Below are 17559 nucleotides of genomic sequence, written 5' to 3'. Positions count from 1 at the left end.
GCGGGCCGAAGCCTGTAGCCAGTGACCGACCGGTCGTCATCGGCGGCACTTTCATCGGCTAATGCTAAGCTCGGTTTGCCCGGGCCTGCGGCGCACCCTAGAATGCCCCGATGCGCGATGATCTCTCCCTTCTGCTGAACTCCCTCAACGATGCCCAACGCCAGGCCGTAGCAGCCCCCGTTGGCCGTCAGTTGGTCCTGGCCGGTGCCGGTTCCGGTAAAACCCGAGTGCTGGTGCACCGTATCGCCTGGTTGATCCAGGTCGAAAACGCCTCGCCCCACTCCATTCTGTCGGTGACCTTCACCAACAAGGCCGCTGCCGAGATGCGTCATCGCATCGAGCAGTTGCTGGGTATCAACCCGGCCGGCATGTGGGTCGGCACCTTCCACGGCCTGGCGCACCGCTTGCTGCGGGCGCACTGGCAGGAAGCCGGTTTGAGCCAGACGTTCCAGATTCTCGACAGCGACGACCAGCAGCGGCTGGTCAAGCGGGTGATCCGCGAGCTGGGGCTGGACGAACAACGCTGGCCGGCCCGTCAGGCCCAGTGGTTCATCAACGGGCAGAAAGACGAAGGTCTGCGTCCGCAACACATTCAGGCCAGCGGCGACCTGTACCTGGCGACCATGCGCGGCATTTACGAAGCTTACGAGGCGGCCTGCCAGCGCGCCGGCGTCATCGACTTCTCCGAACTGCTGCTACGCGCCCTCGACTTGTGGCGTGATCACCCGGGTCTGCTGGCGCACTATCAGAAGCGCTTCCGTCATATCCTCGTCGACGAGTTCCAGGACACCAACGCCGTGCAGTACGCCTGGTTGCGCCTATTGGGCAAGGGCGGCGACAGCCTGATGGTGGTCGGCGACGACGACCAGTCGATCTACGGCTGGCGCGGGGCGAAAATCGAGAACATTCATCAGTACTCGTCCGACTTCCCGGACTCGGTGACCATTCGTCTCGAGCAGAACTACCGCTCCACCGCCGGCATCCTCAAGGCGGCCAACGCCCTGATCGCCAACAACACCGGACGTCTCGGCAAAGAGCTGTGGACCGACGGTGGCGATGGTGAAGCGATCAACCTGTACGCCGCGTTCAACGAACACGACGAAGCACGCTACGTTGTCGAAACCATCGAAAGCGCGCTGAAAACCGGCCTGGCTCGGAGCGATATCGCGATTCTCTACCGCTCCAACGCCCAATCGCGCGTTCTCGAAGAAGCCTTGCTGCGCGAGCGCATTCCGTACCGCATCTATGGCGGCCAGCGCTTCTTCGAACGCGCGGAAATCAAGAACGCCATGGCTTACCTACGCTTGCTCGAAGGCCGTGGCAACGACGCCGCGCTGGAGCGGGTGATCAACGTCCCGGCCCGTGGCATTGGCGAGAAAACCGTCGAAGCGATCCGCGACCATGCACGCCACAGCGATGTGTCGATGTGGGAAGCGATGCGCCAACTGGTCGCCAATAAAGGCCTGACCGGTCGTGCTGCCGGCGCCTTGGGTGCGTTTATCGAGCTGATCGAGAACCTTGCCGCCAAGTGCATGGAGATGCCGCTGCACTTGATGACCCAGACCGTCATCGAGCAATCGGGACTGATCGCCTATCACGAAGCGGAAAAAGGCGAGAAAGGCCAGGCCCGGGTGGAAAACCTTGAGGAACTGGTCAGCGCCGCGCGCAACTTCGAAAACACCGAAGACGACGAAGAGCTGACGCCACTGGCGGCATTCCTTGGCCACGCGTCGCTGGAAGCCGGCGACACTCAAGCCGACGAGCACGAAGACAGCATTCAGCTGATGACCTTGCACAGCGCCAAAGGCCTGGAATTCCCTTACGTGTTCCTGGTGGGCATGGAAGAAGGCCTGTTCCCGCACAAGATGAGCCTGGAAGAACCGGGTCGCCTTGAAGAAGAGCGCCGCCTGGCCTATGTGGGCATCACCCGTGCCATGCAGAATCTGGTGATGACCTATGCTGAAACCCGGCGCCTGTACGGCAGCGAAACCTACAACAAGGTCTCGCGTTTCGTCCGTGAAGTGCCGAAGGGTCTGATTCAGGAAGTGCGCCTGTCGAACAGCGTCAGCCGTCCGTTCGGCGGCAACCAGTCGATGAGCGGCAGCAACCTGTTCAGCGGTAGCGAGATCCCGGAAACCGGCTTCAGCCTCGGTCAGGCGGTACGACATTCGATCTTCGGCGACGGCGTGATCCTCAACTTCGAAGGTTCCGGCGCGCAGGCGCGGGTGCAGGTGAACTTCAGCGAAGGCAGCAAGTGGCTGATGCTGGGATACGCCAAGCTGGAAGCGATCTGACGCCGGTTTCGCTTTTCCGTGGGAGCGAGCCTGCTCGCGAATGACATCACCGTGGTTGATCTGATAAACCGCAGTGTGGCTTTCGCGAGCAGGCTCGCTCCCACAGGGGTCGGCGTTGGATGATCTAACAAGGATATTTGCATGGGCTCAGGCTTCTTCTCTTCCTGGACATTCTGGGCCCTGCTCTCGGCAACTTTTGCCGCGCTGACGGCGATCTTCGCCAAGATCGGCATCGAAAACGTCAATTCCGACTTCGCTACCCTGCTGCGCACCATCGTGGTCCTGGTCAGCCTGGCCTTGATTTTGTACGCGACGGGCCAATATCAGTCATTGGGATCAATTTCCGCCAAGAGCTACTTGTTCCTGCTGTTATCTGGCCTGGGTACCGGCGCATCGTGGCTGTGTTACTTCCGCGCGCTGAAAGTCGGCCCGGCTTCGCTAGTCGCGCCAGTGGACAAGCTCAGCGTGGTACTGGTGGCGGTGCTCGGCGTGATCCTGCTGGGCGAGAAACTCGACCTGCGCCAATGGGGCGGCATCGGCCTGATCACCGCCGGTGTGGTAATGCTGGCGTTGCGTCGATAAGCAGGTTTCCCGCTGAACCTATCCCATTTTCCTACAGACAAAAGTACATGGCCTTATTGCTTCGATGGAGCTGAACCTAAGCTGTCAGGCAAAAGCCCGAAACACTCTCTCGCTAGCCAGTAACACTTCAGCTGTGCAACATGGCGCGCGTGTCTCCACAAACGGGAATTCCCTTTATGAAACGTTTTCTTAGCATCGCCATGGCGTTGTGCATCGGCCTGACGATGAGCCTCGACGCCAACGCCAAGCGCTTTGGTGGTGGCAAAAGCGCCGGCGCTGCGCCGACGCACCAGACCAGCCAGATGGCTCCTTCTTCCCCAGGCATGGGCGGCGCAGCAGCGACCGCTGGTGCTGCCGGCGCTGCCGGTGCCGCGGCCAAGGCTGGCGGCGCTTCGAAATGGCTTGGCCCTCTGGCCGGTATCGCCGCCGGTGGCTTGCTCGCGTCCATGTTCATGGGCGGCGGCTTCCAGGGCATGCAGATCTTCGACATCCTGATCATGGCCGTGATCGCGTTCGTGATCTTCCGCTTCATCGCTGCGCGTCGACGCAAGCAGCAGGAGCACCTGGCTCCGGCCGGCGCGCCGATGCAGCGTGAAGTGTTCGAGCAGAAGCCTGCCGCCATGGGTTCGATCTTCGGTGGTTCGGCCGCGCCGGTTGCCGCTCGTCCGGTGATCAACGCACCGGCCTGGTTCAACGAGCAGAACTTCCTTGCCGCTGCGCGCAGCCACTTCCAGTCGCTGCAGCAGCACTGGGACGCCAACGAAATGGACAAGATCGCCGAGTTCGTGACCCCGCAAATGCTCGACTTCCTCAAGCGTGAGCGTGCGGACCTGGGCGACGGCTTCCAGTCGACCTACATCGACAACCTGCAGGTGCAGCTGGACGGCGTGGATGATCGTGCCGACAAGACCATCGCCACCCTGACCTTCAGCGGCGTGTCGAAGACCTCGCGTTTCGACCAGGGCGAAGTGTTCAGCGAAAGCTGGAACATGGAACGTCCACAGGGCGAAAACCAGCCTTGGCTGGTGGCCGGTATCCGCCAGAACGGCTGATCCCCATCGCGTTACGCATGTGGTAATAAAAACCCCGGCCTCGGCCGGGGTTTTCTATTTCACGGTTGCATCTATAGCGAGCTACTGTATAAACCGGCCCATATAAACCGCGCCATTCAAGCAAGAGGATCCCGGACGTGGAAGAAATCATCGAACAACTGCGCGAAGCCAACGAACCCGTACCGGTTCCCCTGGAGTTGCCCGACGAAGACCAATTGGTGGAGATCGAAGAAGAACTCTTCATCAACATCCCGTTCGTCTTCAAAGAGTTTCTGCTGACCGTCAGCGACGTGGTGTACGGCAGCCTCGAGCCGGTGACCGTCACCGACCCGCAATCACACACCTACTTGCCGGATGTCGCGGCCAATGCCTGGGACGCTGGCGTACCGCGCGACCTGATCCCGATCTGCCAGGACGGCGACAACTACTACTGCGTCGAAGAAGACGGCACCGTGGTGCTGTGGTCCGGCGAAGAAGAGCTGATCACCGAAGAGTCCTGGGAATCGGTGTGGCATTGGGCGCGGGATGTCTGGCTGGAGAGCTGATTCGCCAGACGCCCGGGTCGGTCAGTGCCCCGACGACTCCTTGTGGTTGTCGAGGGTTTCCAGCAGGGCCACCTGCATCCGCGTGTGCACGCGGATGAACCAGCGCCAGAGCAGCGCCGCCACGGCGGCCGCGACCACGGCGACCAGCACCAGCAACTTGTTGGTCGGCAGAATACTGGCCGACAAGGCTGCCAACAGCAGGAAGATCACCAGCAGCGAGAGGATCGGGATCACTTCGGAGATCACCCGACGCACTCGCTGCGTGTGACGCCCGGCCATCTCCGGCTTCACACCCATCTCCGCCAACAGCATCGACAACGCCTTGAGCTTGCGATACGCCGCAATCAGGAACGGCAGCGACAGCAGCAGTGCCCCGCCCCAGATCAACGCCTTCTGCCAGCTCGGGTCAGTGATCCAGTCCTGCATCCACACCGACAACCGTCCGGCGAAGAACGCGCCGCTGAAGAAGATCGCGATCACCAGCGCCAGATTGACCCCGACCTGCAACAGGATCCGCCGGATCATCGCCGCCAGCATCGCGCCCTCGCCTTGCGGTTGAATGCTGCGCAGCCATTCGCCATACATGCCGAACACCCGGCCCAGACGCTTGGGCACCGCTGCCGAGAGCTTGATCGACAGCGGATCGGCCGCACGGATCAGATACGGCGTCAGCAGCGTGGTGATCACCGAAACCGCCACCGCAACGGGATAAAGAAAGTTGCTGGTGACCTGCAGCGTCATCCCGAGCGCGGCGATGATGAAGGAAAATTCGCCAATCTGTGACAGCCCCATCCCCACACGCAGTGAGGTGCGTCCGTCATTGCCGGCGATAAACGCCCCGAGGCCGCAGGACAACATCTTGCCGAGCACCACCGCCACGGTAATTACTGCAATCGGCCACGCGTATTGCAGCAGGATCATCGGATCGAGCATCAGGCCGATGGCGACGAAGAAGATTGCACTGAACAGGTCGCGAACCGGCTCGATCAGCCGTTCGATCTTCAGCAACTGCCGCGACTCGGCCATGATCGCGCCGATCAGGAAGGCGCCGAGCACCATGCTGTATTCGAGCTTGACCACCAGCAGGCAGAAGCCGAAACACAAGCCCAGCACGGTAATCAGCAGCATCTCGTTGCTTTCGAATTTGGCGACATACGCCAGCAGACGCGGCACCAGCAGAATGCCGACCACCAGCGCGACGATCATGAACAGCGACAGTTTGCCGACCGTGGAGAACACTTCGCCGGAGCTGACCGTGCCGCTGACTGCGATGCTCGACAGCAAGGCGATGATGCCAATGCCGAGGATGTCCTCGACGATCAGTACGCCGAAGATCAGTTGCGCAAAGCGCTCGTTCTTCATCTTCAGGTCGTTGAGCGCCTTGACGATGATGGTGGTTGAGGAGATGGCGAGGATTGCGCCGAGGAACAGCGAGTCCATGGTGTTCCAGTCGAACCAGCGACCGATCTCGTAGCCGATCCAGATCATCAGGACGATTTCGAGGAATGCCGCGATAAACGCCGTGGCGCCAACCTTGAACAACTTGCGCAGACTGAATTCCAGCCCGAGGCAGAACATCAGGAAAATCACCCCCAGCTCGGCGAGGGTCTTGATGGTTTCTTCGTCGTGGATCAGGCCGAACGGCGGTGTGTGCGGGCCGATGATGAAACCGGCGACGATGTAACCGAGCACCACCGGCTGCTTGAAGCGGTGAAACAGCACGGTGACCACACCTGCGACCAACATGATCACTGCCAGGTCCTGAATAAAGCTGATGGCATGCATGGTGTGGGCTCCTTGTATGACGTGACCCGCCGTCAGACATCAGAAAGGTCTGAGCGAGTTGGGTAAAAATCCGCTTTTCGTGTAGGAATTGCCCTTGGGCAGGGCCTTTTGCAGGTTAACACCGCGACTTCCGGCTGGAAGGCGGTGCAATATAAGGAAACAGATCGGTCGCGGCGTGACGGCAGCCAGTCGTCTGGCGTCCCGATAACGGTGCTTTTGAAAAAGCCACCAGGCACCCGCAGAGGTGCGTCCAGCCATCCAGCCTTGATCCGTGAGAACGTTATGGAACCCGGAAACGCCCAACTGTCGATGACGGTACTGATGACCCCCGACATGGCCAACTTCTCTGGCAATGTCCACGGCGGTACCCTGCTCAAATACCTCGACGAAGTGGCCTACGCCTGCGCGAGCCGCTATGCCGGCCGTTACGTGGTAACGCTGTCGGTGGATCAGGTGATTTTCCGCGAGCCGATCCATGTCGGCGAACTGGTGACCTTCCTCGCGTCGGTCAACTACACCGGCAACACCTCGATGGAGGTCGGCATCAAAGTGGTGACCGAGAACATCCGCGAGCGCTCGGTGCGCCACACCAACAGCTGCTTCTTCACCATGGTTGCGGTGGATGACCAGCGCAAACCGGCCCCCGTGCCGCCGCTGCAACCGCAGAACAGCGAAGACAAGCGTCGCTACATGCAGGCGCAGCAGCGCCGGCAGATTCGCCAGGAGCTGGAAAAGCGCTATCAGGAGATCAAGGGCGACGCCTGATCAGCCCTTTGGAATGATGTCGCTTTACAGATCGCCTTCGCGAGCAAGCCCGCTCCCACATTGAATCGCAGTCCTCCCATGGGAATGCAGTCGAACGTGGGAGCGGGCTTGCTCGCGAATGGACGTAATGCGGTCTTACAGACTGATCGCCGTCGCCTCGAACTTCACCCGCGGATGCGCAATCCGGTCCTGCGCTCGCACCAGTTGCAGCTCGTAACTGGCGCAGGCCTGGGTCTCCAGCAGCACTTCATGCACCGCCGCTGCGGTGAATTCGAACGCCGCCACCAGGCTGTCACCGAGCAGCACCCGCGCGAGGAACAGCCCGGACGTCAGATCGCCGACACCCACTGGCTGACGCGGAAACGCCAGCAGCGGACGGCGCAGGTGCCAGCTTTCATCAGCGGTCACCAACAACATCTCGAAACCGTCCGCCGGCTTGCCCGGATAATCCAGATGCTTGACCAGCACCGCTTTCGGCCCACGTGCCAGCAACGCCCGAGCCATCGCCAGGCAATCGAACAGCGACTGCGGCTTGCGCCCGGAGAAGCTGTCCAGCTCCAGTTGGTTCGGGCACATGATGTCCGCCACCGCAGCGGCTTCCTCCAGCAGGAAATCGCTGACTTCTGCCGGCACACTGCAGCCCTTCTCCGGATGGCCCATCACCGGGTCGCACAGGTACAACGCCTTCGGATTGACCGACTTGATGCGCTCGACGCCACTGAGAATCGCCCGGCCCTGCGCCGCGCTGCCCAGATAACCGGAAAGCACGGCGTCGCAGTTGCCCAGCTCGCCAATGGCGGCAATGCCTTCGACCAGTTCGGGGATCTGGTGCGGCGCCAGCACTTCACCGGCCCACTGCCCGTACTGGGTGTGATTGGAAAACTGCACGGTGTTGAGCGGCCAGACATTCACCCCGACCCGCTGCATCGGAAACACGGCGGCGCTGTTGCCGGCGTGGCCGAAGACCACATGGGACTGAATGGCGAGCAGATGAGGCGTACGTTTCATTCGGGTTATTCCGTAAAACGATTGAAATTCAAGCCGCGCAGTATGCGATGAAACACAGCCTGTACGACAGACCGGCGACGCAGTTAAGCTGAGCTTATCTTTTGGAGTTTCCTGTTGATGCTGACCCTCGAAAACATCTTCGTGCTGATGCTGTTCGCCGCTGCCGGCGCATGGTTATGGCACAACCACGGCTTGCGCGAGCGGGCGCTGGAGCGGGTCAAGCAGCATTGCATCAACGTCGGCGTCGAACTGCTGGACGGTAACGTCGCGTTGAAAAAAATCGGTTTGATCAAGGATGCCAGCGGGCGGCGGCGCCTGGCCCGGGTCTATAACTTCGAGTTCACCGTGACCGGCGAAACCCGGCACAACGGCACCATTACCCAGTTTGGCGCGCACAGCGCACAGATCGAACTGGCGCCCTACCCGGCGCCGTTCGACGATACGCCGCCGGTGGTCGAAGTTACCCGCCCACGGGCCGAAGTAATCGAACTGAGCCAGTGGCGGCAGGAACATAACAAGTGGAAGCCTTGAGCTAACCCGCCTGCACCCGGCATTGCGTCAGGCCTGACTGCAAAGCATCGATACGTTGTGCATCGGCAAAGATCAGCTCTATACGTGAATCCCGTCGCCACTCACTCGGTTGCCAATCCAGTTCGGCGTTATCCACCGCATTGGCCGACACCCAGCCCTCGGCGCTGTGGATAACCAGTTTGGCCCGCCGCCAGTCCAGGCTCTGCAGCCATTGGCTCAGACGTTGCGTATCGAACGTCTGTCCAGGGTGCCAACGCCAGCCGATGCTCCAACCGCCCTCCTGTGCCTGACTCAGGCAGATCGGCGATGCCGGGTCACTCCAGAGCGCCGGAATCGGTCCCGCCCCCTGCGGCACGACGAGGTTATCCACACCCGCCATTGCTTGCGCCGTGACACCCGGCAACTCGCGTAAAGACAGTTGCGCCTGCTGCGTCCAGATCAGTTTGACTGCCGGCAAACGCTCGGCGATGGTCTGCCGCACAGCCTCATCCAGACTTTCTGCCTTGTTCAGCAACAGCAGACCGGCGCTGCCCAAAGCCTCCTGCTGAGCGGGCGGCAAGGCTTTCCCGGCGGCCAGCGCCTGGGCATCCAGCACTAACACACAGGGCTGCAGCGCCAGCACACCCAACCACGGCGCCTCGCCTAACTGCTTGAGCAACTGCGCCGGATGGCCCAGTCCGGACGGCTCGATGAGCAGCCGATCCGGCCTGGCCTTGCGCAGCAAACGGCCGAGGCCGATCTGAAACGGCGCTCCATTCACGCAACACAGACACCCTCCGGCGACTTCGCCCAGTGCGATACCATCGGCGTCGCGGGTCAGTAACGCAGCATCGAGGCCGATCTGACCGAACTCGTTGATCAGCACCGCCCATCGCTCGCCATCCGGCCGTTGGGCCATGAGCTGGCGAATCAGGCTGGTCTTGCCGGCGCCCAAAGGGCCGGCGATGACATGGGTAGGAATGTTCTGCAACATGACTGGGCGTTTTCTGAGGGGATTGGACATGCGTTGGATGGGATGGTCGTTGCTGTTGATGCTGCTGTCGAGCGAAGCATGGGCCCAGGCTTGCGTGGTACACAGCCAGGGCGAGCGACTCGACGTCAAAGTCTGCCAGCAGAACCGCAATATTCCCGAGAAGCTGTTCAGCGACGGCTTCTGCCAACCGACCCTGGCCGGGCAGAAAGTCGAGGTGCAGTACGTCGATCAATGCCCGAGCGGCGCGTTCGGCGTGTGCAGCAACGCGCAAGTCGCCAATATGCCCTATCGCCAGGATATCCACTATTACGGCGTCGCCTCCGACGCGGCGTATTTGCAGCCGTACTGCGAAGGCCAGAGCCAGGGCAAGTGGCTCAAACCTTGAGCCGTCAGCCGAGCCAGTCGAGGGTCAGCAGCAGACGTCGCTCACCCGGCGCCGGTTGCGGGGAGCGATGAATCAGACCGTAGCCTTCATTGCCGTGCCACTTCTCGCCTTTCAATAGCGCCACATCACCACGCTTGAGTTGCTGGATTTGGCTCATGCCGTGTGGCTCAGCGTTTGCCTGGCCCAATTGCTCGCGATCCATCACGCCTTCCTTGAGCCACTGACTGCCGATCCCGCCGTAGGTTGTAATCAAGCGCACCGGCACATGATCGACATGGAAGCGTGGGCACATGGCTTTGTCCAACACCCGCAGGCGCAAACCGATGCGGCGAGCGCCCAGCAGACAGGCGAAGGCACTCACCAGCCATTGCAGGTCCGTGATGAAGCCCTCGTAGCCTTGCAGATCACGGAACCCGGCGGCCAGTCCTTGCAGATCAGGGTCGGCGTCTTCATTCGGCAATTCGATGCACAGTGATTCCGCCAAAGGCTCGTTGAGCGACAGCAGCAACTCTGCGAAATCGGCGATGTGCAGCGGCAGTTGGCGCTGCCAGACCGCGAGATTGACGTCGTCTTCGAGGATTCGCGTCAGCGTTTTCGGCGTCACCCCCTGATGCTGATGGCGCGCCCGGTTTTGCTGCAGTTTGAGCGCAAGCATCAGGCGGCCTCTTCGTGCCAAGGGCCGAACGGGTCCGGCAGCCTGCGCCAACCATCTGCGCCAATGGCCATTTCTTCATCAGTCAGCAGGCAGGCGTCGAGCTCCGACTTGAGCTGTACGAAGTCGATGTTCTGGCCGATGAATACCAGCTCCTGACGACAATCTCCAACGCTCGGTGTCCAGTTCTCCATGATCGCTGCGGTACTTTCCTGATCCTGCGGCCATTGGTTTTTCGGCACGAAACGCCACCAGCGACCGGCGAAACCATGGCGCATCAAACCGCCGGCCTGCGACCAACTGCCTGCGTCGCTGGGTTTGCTGGCGAGCCAGAAGAAGCCTTTGGAGCGCAGCAGTTTGCCGTTCGGCCATGGGCGATCGATGAAGTCGAAAAAGCGCTGCGGATGGAACGGCCGGCGTGCGCGGTAGGCCGTCGAGGCGATGCCGTATTCCGTGGTTTCCGGCACGTGCTCACCGCGCAATTCCTGCAACCAGCCAGGGGCCTGAGCGGCTTTCTCGAAATCGAAACGCCCGGTGTTGAGGATCTGCTCCAGCGGCACCTCGCCCATCACCATCGGGATGATTTCCGCCTCGGCGTTGAGGCGTTTGAGGATGGCCATCAGCTCTTCGCGCTCCTGGCGGCTGATGAGGTCGATCTTGCTGATCAGCAGTACATCGGCGAACTCGATTTGTTCGATCAGCAGATCGGTGATCGAGCGTTCATCTTCATCGCCCAGGGCCTCGCCTCGGGACGCGAGGCTCTCGGCAGCCTGATAGTCGAGGAGGAAATTCACGCCGTCGACTACCGTCACCATGGTGTCGAGCCGCGCGACGTCAGCAAGGCTCTGGCCCTGCTCATCGCGGAAGGTAAACGTCTCGGCGACCGGCAGTGGTTCGGAAATTCCGGTGGATTCGATGAGCAGGTAATCGAATCTTCCTTCGCGGGCGAGTTTGCTTACTTCTTCGAGCAAGTCTTCGCGTAACGTACAGCAGATACAACCGTTACTCATCTCCACCAGCTTTTCTTCCGCACGGTTAAGGCTGACATCGCGCTGGACTTCGCTGCCATCAATGTTGATTTCGCTCATATCGTTAACGATGACCGCAACGCGCAAACCTTCTCGATTACGTAGTACGTAATTCAAAAGTGTACTTTTTCCGGCGCCGAGAAAGCCCGATAGAACGGTCACGGGAAGTGGAGATGACATTGGATAATCCTCATCAGGTTGTGGCCGATGTGCGTTTTGGCGTGTTTTGGCGTGTTTTGGCGTAGCGCACCGCGTTCTTGGGCTTCAAAACAGCGCTTTGGCAGAAGCAGACGCTTGCAATCGGCGAGCTCAGGCTCAATTCAAATTTATGTTATAGTATAACTATATAAATAAGCCAGCCCCGCTCTTGCCCAAACCGATAAAGCGCTGGAAGCTGCACGTAAACTGCCCATCGGATACCGAGATGAAAATTGCCCTGAAATGCTCGCTGCTGAGTCTCGTATTGCTGTCGATGGCCAACGCCTGGGGGAAAATTCCCCCGCTCGCCAACTGCACACGCAGCGCCAATCTGCTGGCCTGCATCGATGCGCAGGGCAATACCTACAGCGTAAACACGGTGGGCAGCACGATTTACCTGCGTGGCTTTGAAAAGGACGGCAATCGCTACTGGGCACAGACCAACAGTCGTTTCGGCCAGCTGACGTTCTTCACCGGGCTCGCCTCTGACGGCGAAGCCTGGGTCGGCTACACCCGTCGCGTCGGCTGGACGACGATCAATCGCTTTTCCAGCTCTGGCGGCAGCAGCGCCAAGTTCACCTGCAGTCGGATCACCGGCTGCTAAACCTGCGCTTCTTGCTGCTCCTGCTGCCAGGCGATGTAGCTATCTACTGGCGGATTCTTCTGGAAGTAACGCTGCAGCCCTTCGAATAAACCATCCGCCACGGCCTGCTGATGTCGAGGCGTGACCAAGCGCTGGCTGTCACGGGCGTTGGAAATGAAGCCGGTTTCCACCAGAATCGACGGCACGTCCGGCGACTTCAGCACGGCAAACCCTGCCTGCTCCACGCGCTTCTGATGCAGCGTGGTAATGCCCGCCAGACTGCCGAGAACGGTGCTGCCCAGCTGTAGACTGGCGGCAATGGTAGCGTTCATCGACATGTCGAGAATCACGCCGGCGAGCATCGGATCTTTGTCCTTAAGGTTGAGCAGACTGGTCGCGCCCAGCAGATCCGCGCCGTTCTCTCGCTGTGCCATGAAGCGTGCAGTTGCTGACGTCGCACCACCTTCAGACAAGCAATATACAGATGCTCCCGACGCGGTAAGACGCGGCGCCGCATCGGCGTGCACCGAGATAAACATGTCGGCCTTATGCTGACGTGCGATGTCCACACGCTTGCGCAGCTGCACGAAGAAGTCGTCATTGCGCACCAGTTTTACGTCGAAGCCTTTCTCCCTTTTCAGGCGTTTGGCGAGCAATTGAGCGATGGCAAGAACCACATCTTTTTCTCGCTCACCCTTGGGGCCAACCGCACCTGGGTCTTTCCCGCCGTGCCCGGGATCAACGACAACGATGATGTCGCGCTTGGGGTGAGCCTGATTCGAGGGTGTTTCACGTGGAACCATTGCCGGACTTGATGCCTGTTTGGCGTTTACCAGATCAAGCACCAAGCGGTGCCCTTGGCCATCTTGAGGCGCCAAAAGGAAGCTGTTCAATAACACCGGATGGTGCAGGTCGAGAACGATCCGTGTATCACCTTGACCAAAGTGCCCTGTTCGAATCGAACGAATCGCAGTATTGGCAAGCTTCAATTGACTGAGATCGCTACTCAAACTCGCCCCGGAAAGGTCGATGATCAAGCGTTCTGGAGCGCTCAGCAAAAAGGTTTTGTAGCGCACCGGACCGCTCAGATCGAACACCAATCTGAGCTTGTCATCCGAACGCCAGAGGCGTGCATTGCAAATTTGTGTGGCCGAAACGGTGAAGGGAAAAGCCAAGGCCGTGCTGGCCAGAAGCAGGTTGAGCAGATGACGTCGGTGCATATGAAAGCCTGTTCATGAAAAAGGCATCGTGATTTGAATTGTTATAATGTAACATCTAATTCAATCAACACGATGGTTCCGAACATGAATTCGCTGACACTTCCGGATATTGCGACTCAAGCCGCTCGGCAGGCGTTACCGCTTGATTGGGTGGGAATGTGCGGCATTGCTCTGCCTGTTTTATTGCAAGGCCAACGTCTGAGCGCAAAAGCAGATGCAGGCGTGAGTCTCGATGATGGCGAAGCGCGCGGCATTCACATGTCGCGGCTATATCTCGCATTGGCGGCACTTGAGCGGCAGGACCTCTCTCCCTTCTTATTGCGCCAGGTTCTCGAGGAATTTCTGGTCAGCCATGACGGTTTATCCAACAGCGCCTACCTGAAAATCCACTGCGAAGTGCTGCTGAAAAGGCCTGCGTTAGTCAGCCCTCTAGCGGGTTGGAAGAGCTACCCAGTGAGCATTTCAGCGAGTCTGAAAAACCAAGTGTTCCACGTGGAACTGAAAATCGAGGTGCCCTACTCCTCAACTTGCCCCTGCTCAGCAGCGCTGGCGCGACAGTTGATTCAGCAGCAATTCATCGATGATTTCGCCAACAAGCCACTGCAACATGCCGAAGTTTTGGCCTGGTTAGGATCAAGCCAAGGCATTGTCGCCACCCCGCACAGCCAACGCAGCACCGCGCAATTGCATATGCACCTCGACGAGTTCATCGACGAGCTTCCCCTGAGTGTGATCATCAATGACGCCGAAGCGGCGCTCGGCACCGCCGTGCAAACTGCCGTGAAGCGCGCCGACGAGCAAGCCTTCGCGTTGGCCAATGGGCAGAACCTGATGTTTTGCGAAGACGCCGCGCGACGACTCAATCTGGCTCTGCGTCGCTCCCCCGGGGTCAGTGGCTTCCACCTGCGGGTGATCCACGCCGAAAGCCTGCACGCCCACGACGCGGTCGCCGAAAGCCACTGGCATCGAGAACTCCAATGATCCGTTGCCACACCCTGAGTTGGGGCGCACCCGGCCAACCACTGACTTCGCCACTGACCCTCTCGCTGGAACGCGGCAGCCTCTGCGCCATCATCGGCGCCAACGGCTGCGGTAAAAGCTGCCTGCTGAAAGTCATCGCCGGATTGCAGAAGCCGTTATCAGGAAAGGTCGCACTGGGTGTTCCACGTCAGGGCGGTTTGGCGTTCCTGCCGCAACAGCAACACCTCGACCGACAGTTCCCCATCAGCCTCGAAGAGCTGGTGGCCGCGGGTTTCTGGGGGCGTCGATTGTCGACGCAACTGCGCGCACAACGACTCGTCAACGCCCTGGAAAATTGGCACTTGAGCGGATTGGAAAAACGTCCGCTGATGGCCCTTTCCGGTGGCGAGTTGCAGCGCGCCCTGCTCGCCCGCTTGAGTCTGACCGACGCCCCATTGCTGCTCCTTGACGAACCCCACGCCGCACTCGATGAACTGGGCCAACAATTGCTCTGGCAACACATCCACGCCTGGCATTCCGAAGGACGAACACTGCTGATGGTCTGCCATGACCTCGCCGCCGTCCGCCAACACATCCCGCAGACACTGCTGATCAAAAACCGCGAATGCCTGTTCGGACCCAGTGCCGAACTGATCCAGCAAACACCCAATATGCAGGTGGCCTGATGCTCACCGTCGCCCACCTCTGGCAACCGTTCAGCGAGTTCGTGTTCATGCGCCGAGCGCTGCTCGGCGGACTGGTATTGGCCTGTAGCACGGCGCCGCTCGGCGTGTTTCTGATCCTGCGGCGTATGAGCCTGATCGGTGACGCCGTTGCCCACGGCATCCTTCCCGGCGCGGCATTGGGCTTCTGGTTCGCCGGTCTGAGTCTGCCCGCGCTGACCTTCGGTGGTCTGGGCGCCGGCCTGGGCATGGCCGGTCTCGCCGCCTGGATTACCCGTTGCACCGGCCTGCGCGAAGACGCCAGCCTCGCCGCGATCTACCCGATCTCGCTCGCCAGTGGCGTGCTGATTCTTGGCATCGCCGGCAAGCGTCTCGACTTGCTGCACCTGTTGTTCGGCTCGGCACTGGCGGTCGACGGCCCTACTCTCCACGGCATGTTATGGGTCTCGACCTTTAGCCTGATTGCCATGGCGCTCATCTACAAACCGCTGCTGCTCGACACCCTCGACCCGTTATTCATGCAAACCGTCAGCCGCCTCGGCCCCCTCGCCCACGGCGTGTTCCTGACATTGGTGGTGCTCAATCTGGTAATCGGTTTCCAGGCCATCGGCGCCTTGATGATGGTCGGCCTGATGATGCTGCCCGCCGCCGCATCACGGTTCTGGAGTCGTCGCCTGCCGAGCCTGATTGCCATCTCGGCGCTTATCGGCTGCCTCTCGGTGTGGTGCGGATTGTTGATCTCGTTCTACTACTCGCTGCCGAGCGGTCCGGCGATCGTGCTGGTCGCGGGTATCGGTTATCTGCTGTCCGTGGTGTTCGGGCCGGTGCACGGCTTGTTGCGCCGCCCGCCTTTGCTCACATCCCAATGAGGTGTTTCCCGATGCGCGCTCTACTCGTGTTGTTCAGCTTGCTGCTGTCGATGTCGTTATCGGCGGCGGAAAAATTGCCGGTGGTCACCAGCTTCAGCATCCTCGCCGACATGGTTCACCAGGTGGGTGGCGAGCATATCCAGATCACCAACATGGTCGGCCCGGACGCCGACGCACACACCTATGAACCGACGCCTGATGATGCCAAAGCGCTGCTCAAAGCCAAACTGATTATCAAGAATGGCCTGGGTTTCGAGCCATGGCTCGATCGCCTGGTGACCAGCACCGAGACCAAAGCCCCCGTCATCAATGCCAGTCATGGCGTAATTCCACGCTCGCTGGTGGAAGACGGCGAGACCATTCCCGACCCGCACGCCTGGCACAACCTGGCCAATACCGAACTGTACATCGCCAACATCACCAAGGCGCTGATCGCCGCTGATCCGGCGAACAAGGCCGACTACCAACGCAACAGCCAGACCTACCTGAAACAGATCTACGCCCTGCTCGCCGAAGCCAAGGCCAAGCTCGGCTCGCTGCCACCGGGCAATCGCAAGATCGTCACCAGCCACGATGCCTTCGGTTATCTCGGGCAGGCCTACGGCATCGACTTCATGGCGCCGCAAGGTCTGTCCACAGAGCGTGAACCGTCAGCCGCCGAAGTCGCCGCACTGATTACCCAAATCCGTCAGGCCAAGGTCAAAGCGGTGTTCATGGAAAACATCAAGGACGCGCGCCTGCTCAAGCAGATCGCCGACGAAAGCGGCGCACACATCGGCGGCACCCTTTACTCCGATGCCCTCGCCGCCAGTGGCCCGGCCAGCACCTTTACCGGACTGTTCGAATACAACCTCAACACTCTTTACAACGCGCTGAGCCAACCATGATCCGCAAGAATCCTTCCGGCGATCTGCCGCAAATTGCCGAGTCGGCCTACGTCGACAAAACCGCGATCATCTGCGGCAAGGTGGTCATTGGCGAGAACGTCTTCGTCGGCCCCTACGCAGTGATCCGCGCCGATGAAGTAGACGCTTCAGGTGCGATGGAGCCGATCACCATCGGCGCCAATTCGAACATCCAGGACGGCGTGGTGATCCATTCCAAATCCGGCGCCGCGGTGACCATCGGCGAATTCACCTCGATCGCTCACCGCTCGATCGTGCACGGCCCGTGCGTAGTCGGCGACCGGGTGTTCATCGGCTTCAACAGCGTGCTGTTCAATTGCGTGGTCGGTGACGGCTGTGTGGTGCGGCACAACTCGGTGGTCGATGGCCGCGATTTGCCGGGTGCGTTCTACGTACCCTCCACCACCCGCATCGGCCCCAATACCGACCTCTCGCAGTTCCCGCCGGTGAGTGTCAGCGCCTCGGAGTTTTCCGAAGACGTGGCACGCACCAATGTCGATCTGGTACGCGGCTACAAAGCCTTGCAGAACGAGTTCTGAAT

The 17559-nt window shown here is 60.3% G+C and carries 19 protein-coding genes; 13 read left to right on the top strand and 6 right to left on the bottom strand.

The genetic code is table 11. The features are described from left to right. The first annotated feature begins 110 nt into the window (after positions 1-110). The 4 genes from uvrD to V3W27_RS01260 all read left to right on the top strand — a co-directional run bounded on the left by uvrD (position 111) and on the right by V3W27_RS01260 (position 4473). A complete protein-coding gene (gene uvrD, locus V3W27_RS01275; RefSeq protein WP_098966360.1) occupies positions 111-2294 on the top strand; it encodes a DNA helicase II in 2184 nt (727 codons plus the stop codon). 141 nt (positions 2295-2435) lie between these two features. After that, on the top strand, positions 2436-2876 hold the full coding sequence (locus V3W27_RS01270) for an EamA family transporter (protein ID WP_027610340.1): 441 nt from the start codon (positions 2436-2438) through the stop codon (positions 2874-2876). A gap of 176 nt (positions 2877-3052) precedes the next feature. Further along, on the top strand, positions 3053-3928 hold the full coding sequence (locus V3W27_RS01265; RefSeq protein WP_007962237.1) for a Tim44 domain-containing protein: 876 nt from the start codon (positions 3053-3055) through the stop codon (positions 3926-3928). Between the two features lie 137 nt (positions 3929-4065). Continuing rightward, a complete protein-coding gene (locus V3W27_RS01260; protein WP_024164487.1) occupies positions 4066-4473 on the top strand; it encodes an SMI1/KNR4 family protein in 408 nt (135 codons plus the stop codon). A gap of 21 nt (positions 4474-4494) precedes the next feature. Here V3W27_RS01260 and V3W27_RS01255 read toward each other — a convergent pair whose 3' ends face one another. Then, entirely contained in the window at positions 4495-6258 is a 1764-nt protein-coding gene (locus V3W27_RS01255; RefSeq protein ID WP_097089419.1) for a cation:proton antiporter, read from the bottom strand. A 282-nt stretch (positions 6259-6540) separates the two neighbouring features. Here V3W27_RS01255 and V3W27_RS01250 point away from each other — a divergent pair, with 282 nt between their 5' ends. After that, on the top strand, positions 6541-7023 hold the full coding sequence (locus tag V3W27_RS01250; RefSeq protein ID WP_041073853.1) for an acyl-CoA thioesterase: 483 nt from the start codon (positions 6541-6543) through the stop codon (positions 7021-7023). A gap of 135 nt (positions 7024-7158) precedes the next feature. On the opposite strand, the gene pdxY is transcribed toward V3W27_RS01250, so the two are convergent. Further along, positions 7159-8031 (bottom strand): pyridoxal kinase PdxY, encoded by an 873-nt coding sequence (gene pdxY, locus V3W27_RS01245; RefSeq protein WP_027610337.1) that lies wholly within the window; start codon positions 8029-8031, stop codon positions 7159-7161. A gap of 117 nt (positions 8032-8148) precedes the next feature. Here pdxY and V3W27_RS01240 point away from each other — a divergent pair, with 117 nt between their 5' ends. Continuing rightward, positions 8149-8562: a DUF3301 domain-containing protein gene (locus V3W27_RS01240; protein WP_025112628.1), complete on the top strand. Its 414-nt coding sequence runs from the start codon at positions 8149-8151 to the stop codon at positions 8560-8562. 1 nt (position 8563) lies between these two features. On the opposite strand, the gene V3W27_RS01235 is transcribed toward V3W27_RS01240, so the two are convergent. Beyond that, positions 8564-9535: a CobW family GTP-binding protein gene (locus V3W27_RS01235; protein ID WP_330205756.1), complete on the bottom strand. Its 972-nt coding sequence runs from the start codon at positions 9533-9535 to the stop codon at positions 8564-8566. Between the two features lie 28 nt (positions 9536-9563). On the opposite strand from V3W27_RS01235, the gene V3W27_RS01230 reads away from it, so the two are divergent. Beyond that, the gene (locus tag V3W27_RS01230) at positions 9564-9920 is read left to right on the top strand and encodes an NADH:ubiquinone oxidoreductase (RefSeq protein ID WP_096795431.1); all 357 of its coding nucleotides are present in this window, start codon (positions 9564-9566) and stop codon (positions 9918-9920) included. A gap of 4 nt (positions 9921-9924) precedes the next feature. On the opposite strand, the gene V3W27_RS01225 is transcribed toward V3W27_RS01230, so the two are convergent. Next, positions 9925-10575 carry a DUF1826 domain-containing protein gene (locus V3W27_RS01225; RefSeq protein WP_330205755.1) on the bottom strand — a complete coding sequence of 217 codons (651 nt, stop codon included), beginning with the start codon at positions 10573-10575 and terminating at the stop codon, positions 9925-9927. After that, positions 10575-11780: a zinc metallochaperone GTPase ZigA gene (gene zigA, locus V3W27_RS01220; RefSeq protein ID WP_330205754.1), complete on the bottom strand. Its 1206-nt coding sequence runs from the start codon at positions 11778-11780 to the stop codon at positions 10575-10577. The genes V3W27_RS01225 and zigA overlap by 1 nt, the downstream gene beginning before the upstream one ends. 244 nt (positions 11781-12024) lie before the next feature. Here zigA and V3W27_RS01215 point away from each other — a divergent pair, with 244 nt between their 5' ends. Beyond that, the gene (locus V3W27_RS01215) at positions 12025-12402 is read left to right on the top strand and encodes a glutamine synthetase (RefSeq protein WP_330205753.1); all 378 of its coding nucleotides are present in this window, start codon (positions 12025-12027) and stop codon (positions 12400-12402) included. On the opposite strand, the gene V3W27_RS01210 is transcribed toward V3W27_RS01215, so the two are convergent. Next, a complete protein-coding gene (locus V3W27_RS01210) occupies positions 12399-13601 on the bottom strand; it encodes an N-acetylmuramoyl-L-alanine amidase (RefSeq protein WP_330205752.1) in 1203 nt (400 codons plus the stop codon). The two genes, V3W27_RS01215 and V3W27_RS01210, sit on opposite strands and share 4 nt — an antisense overlap. Positions 13602-13685: 84 nt before the next feature. On the opposite strand from V3W27_RS01210, the gene folE2 reads away from it, so the two are divergent. From folE2 to V3W27_RS01185, 5 genes are read left to right on the top strand one after another with little or no spacing between them, the layout of a single operon-like run. Beyond that, a complete protein-coding gene (gene folE2 / locus V3W27_RS01205) occupies positions 13686-14582 on the top strand; it encodes a GTP cyclohydrolase FolE2 (RefSeq protein ID WP_330205751.1) in 897 nt (298 codons plus the stop codon). Beyond that, positions 14579-15247 (top strand): metal ABC transporter ATP-binding protein, encoded by a 669-nt coding sequence (locus V3W27_RS01200; RefSeq protein WP_247267141.1) that lies wholly within the window; start codon positions 14579-14581, stop codon positions 15245-15247. Before folE2 ends, V3W27_RS01200 begins: the two co-directional genes overlap by 4 nt. Then, a complete protein-coding gene (locus V3W27_RS01195) occupies positions 15247-16113 on the top strand; it encodes a metal ABC transporter permease (RefSeq protein WP_330205750.1) in 867 nt (288 codons plus the stop codon). Before V3W27_RS01200 ends, V3W27_RS01195 begins: the two co-directional genes overlap by 1 nt. Before the next feature lie 11 nt (positions 16114-16124). Continuing rightward, a complete protein-coding gene (locus tag V3W27_RS01190) occupies positions 16125-17000 on the top strand; it encodes a metal ABC transporter substrate-binding protein (protein ID WP_097090255.1) in 876 nt (291 codons plus the stop codon). Further along, positions 16997-17557 carry a gamma carbonic anhydrase family protein gene (locus tag V3W27_RS01185; protein ID WP_097090254.1) on the top strand — a complete coding sequence of 187 codons (561 nt, stop codon included), beginning with the start codon at positions 16997-16999 and terminating at the stop codon, positions 17555-17557. The genes V3W27_RS01190 and V3W27_RS01185 overlap by 4 nt, the downstream gene beginning before the upstream one ends. Positions 17558-17559 lie beyond the last annotated feature (2 nt).

The organism is Pseudomonas sp. AM14(2022) (assembly GCF_036346455.1).
Lineage (GTDB): Bacteria > Pseudomonadota > Gammaproteobacteria > Pseudomonadales > Pseudomonadaceae > Aquipseudomonas > Aquipseudomonas putida_A.
Note: the sequence above shows the minus strand (reverse complement) of the source record. Positions and strands in the feature narration are given on the sequence as shown.

What these genes read in the sequence shown, in the direction of transcription:
- uvrD (WP_098966360.1), top strand. Translation starts at nt 111, where the DNA reads ATGCGCGATGATCTCTCCCTTCTGCTGAACTCCCTCAACGATGCCCAA.
- V3W27_RS01270 (WP_027610340.1), top strand. Translation starts at nt 2,436, where the DNA reads ATGGGCTCAGGCTTCTTCTCTTCCTGGACATTCTGGGCCCTGCTCTCG.
- V3W27_RS01265 (WP_007962237.1), top strand. Translation starts at nt 3,053, where the DNA reads ATGAAACGTTTTCTTAGCATCGCCATGGCGTTGTGCATCGGCCTGACG.
- V3W27_RS01255 (WP_097089419.1), bottom strand. Translation starts at nt 6,258, where the DNA reads ATGCATGCCATCAGCTTTATTCAGGACCTGGCAGTGATCATGTTGGTC.
- V3W27_RS01250 (WP_041073853.1), top strand. Translation starts at nt 6,541, where the DNA reads ATGGAACCCGGAAACGCCCAACTGTCGATGACGGTACTGATGACCCCC.
- pdxY (WP_027610337.1), bottom strand. Translation starts at nt 8,031, where the DNA reads ATGAAACGTACGCCTCATCTGCTCGCCATTCAGTCCCATGTGGTCTTC.
- V3W27_RS01240 (WP_025112628.1), top strand. Translation starts at nt 8,149, where the DNA reads ATGCTGACCCTCGAAAACATCTTCGTGCTGATGCTGTTCGCCGCTGCC.
- V3W27_RS01235 (WP_330205756.1), bottom strand. Translation starts at nt 9,535, where the DNA reads ATGTTGCAGAACATTCCTACCCATGTCATCGCCGGCCCTTTGGGCGCC.
- V3W27_RS01230 (WP_096795431.1), top strand. Translation starts at nt 9,564, where the DNA reads ATGCGTTGGATGGGATGGTCGTTGCTGTTGATGCTGCTGTCGAGCGAA.
- V3W27_RS01225 (WP_330205755.1), bottom strand. Translation starts at nt 10,575, where the DNA reads ATGCTTGCGCTCAAACTGCAGCAAAACCGGGCGCGCCATCAGCATCAG.
- zigA (WP_330205754.1), bottom strand. Translation starts at nt 11,780, where the DNA reads ATGTCATCTCCACTTCCCGTGACCGTTCTATCGGGCTTTCTCGGCGCC.
- V3W27_RS01215 (WP_330205753.1), top strand. Translation starts at nt 12,025, where the DNA reads ATGAAAATTGCCCTGAAATGCTCGCTGCTGAGTCTCGTATTGCTGTCG.
- V3W27_RS01210 (WP_330205752.1), bottom strand. Translation starts at nt 13,601, where the DNA reads ATGCACCGACGTCATCTGCTCAACCTGCTTCTGGCCAGCACGGCCTTG.
- folE2 (WP_330205751.1), top strand. Translation starts at nt 13,686, where the DNA reads ATGAATTCGCTGACACTTCCGGATATTGCGACTCAAGCCGCTCGGCAG.
- V3W27_RS01200 (WP_247267141.1), top strand. Translation starts at nt 14,579, where the DNA reads ATGATCCGTTGCCACACCCTGAGTTGGGGCGCACCCGGCCAACCACTG.
- V3W27_RS01195 (WP_330205750.1), top strand. Translation starts at nt 15,247, where the DNA reads ATGCTCACCGTCGCCCACCTCTGGCAACCGTTCAGCGAGTTCGTGTTC.
- V3W27_RS01190 (WP_097090255.1), top strand. Translation starts at nt 16,125, where the DNA reads ATGCGCGCTCTACTCGTGTTGTTCAGCTTGCTGCTGTCGATGTCGTTA.
- V3W27_RS01185 (WP_097090254.1), top strand. Translation starts at nt 16,997, where the DNA reads ATGATCCGCAAGAATCCTTCCGGCGATCTGCCGCAAATTGCCGAGTCG.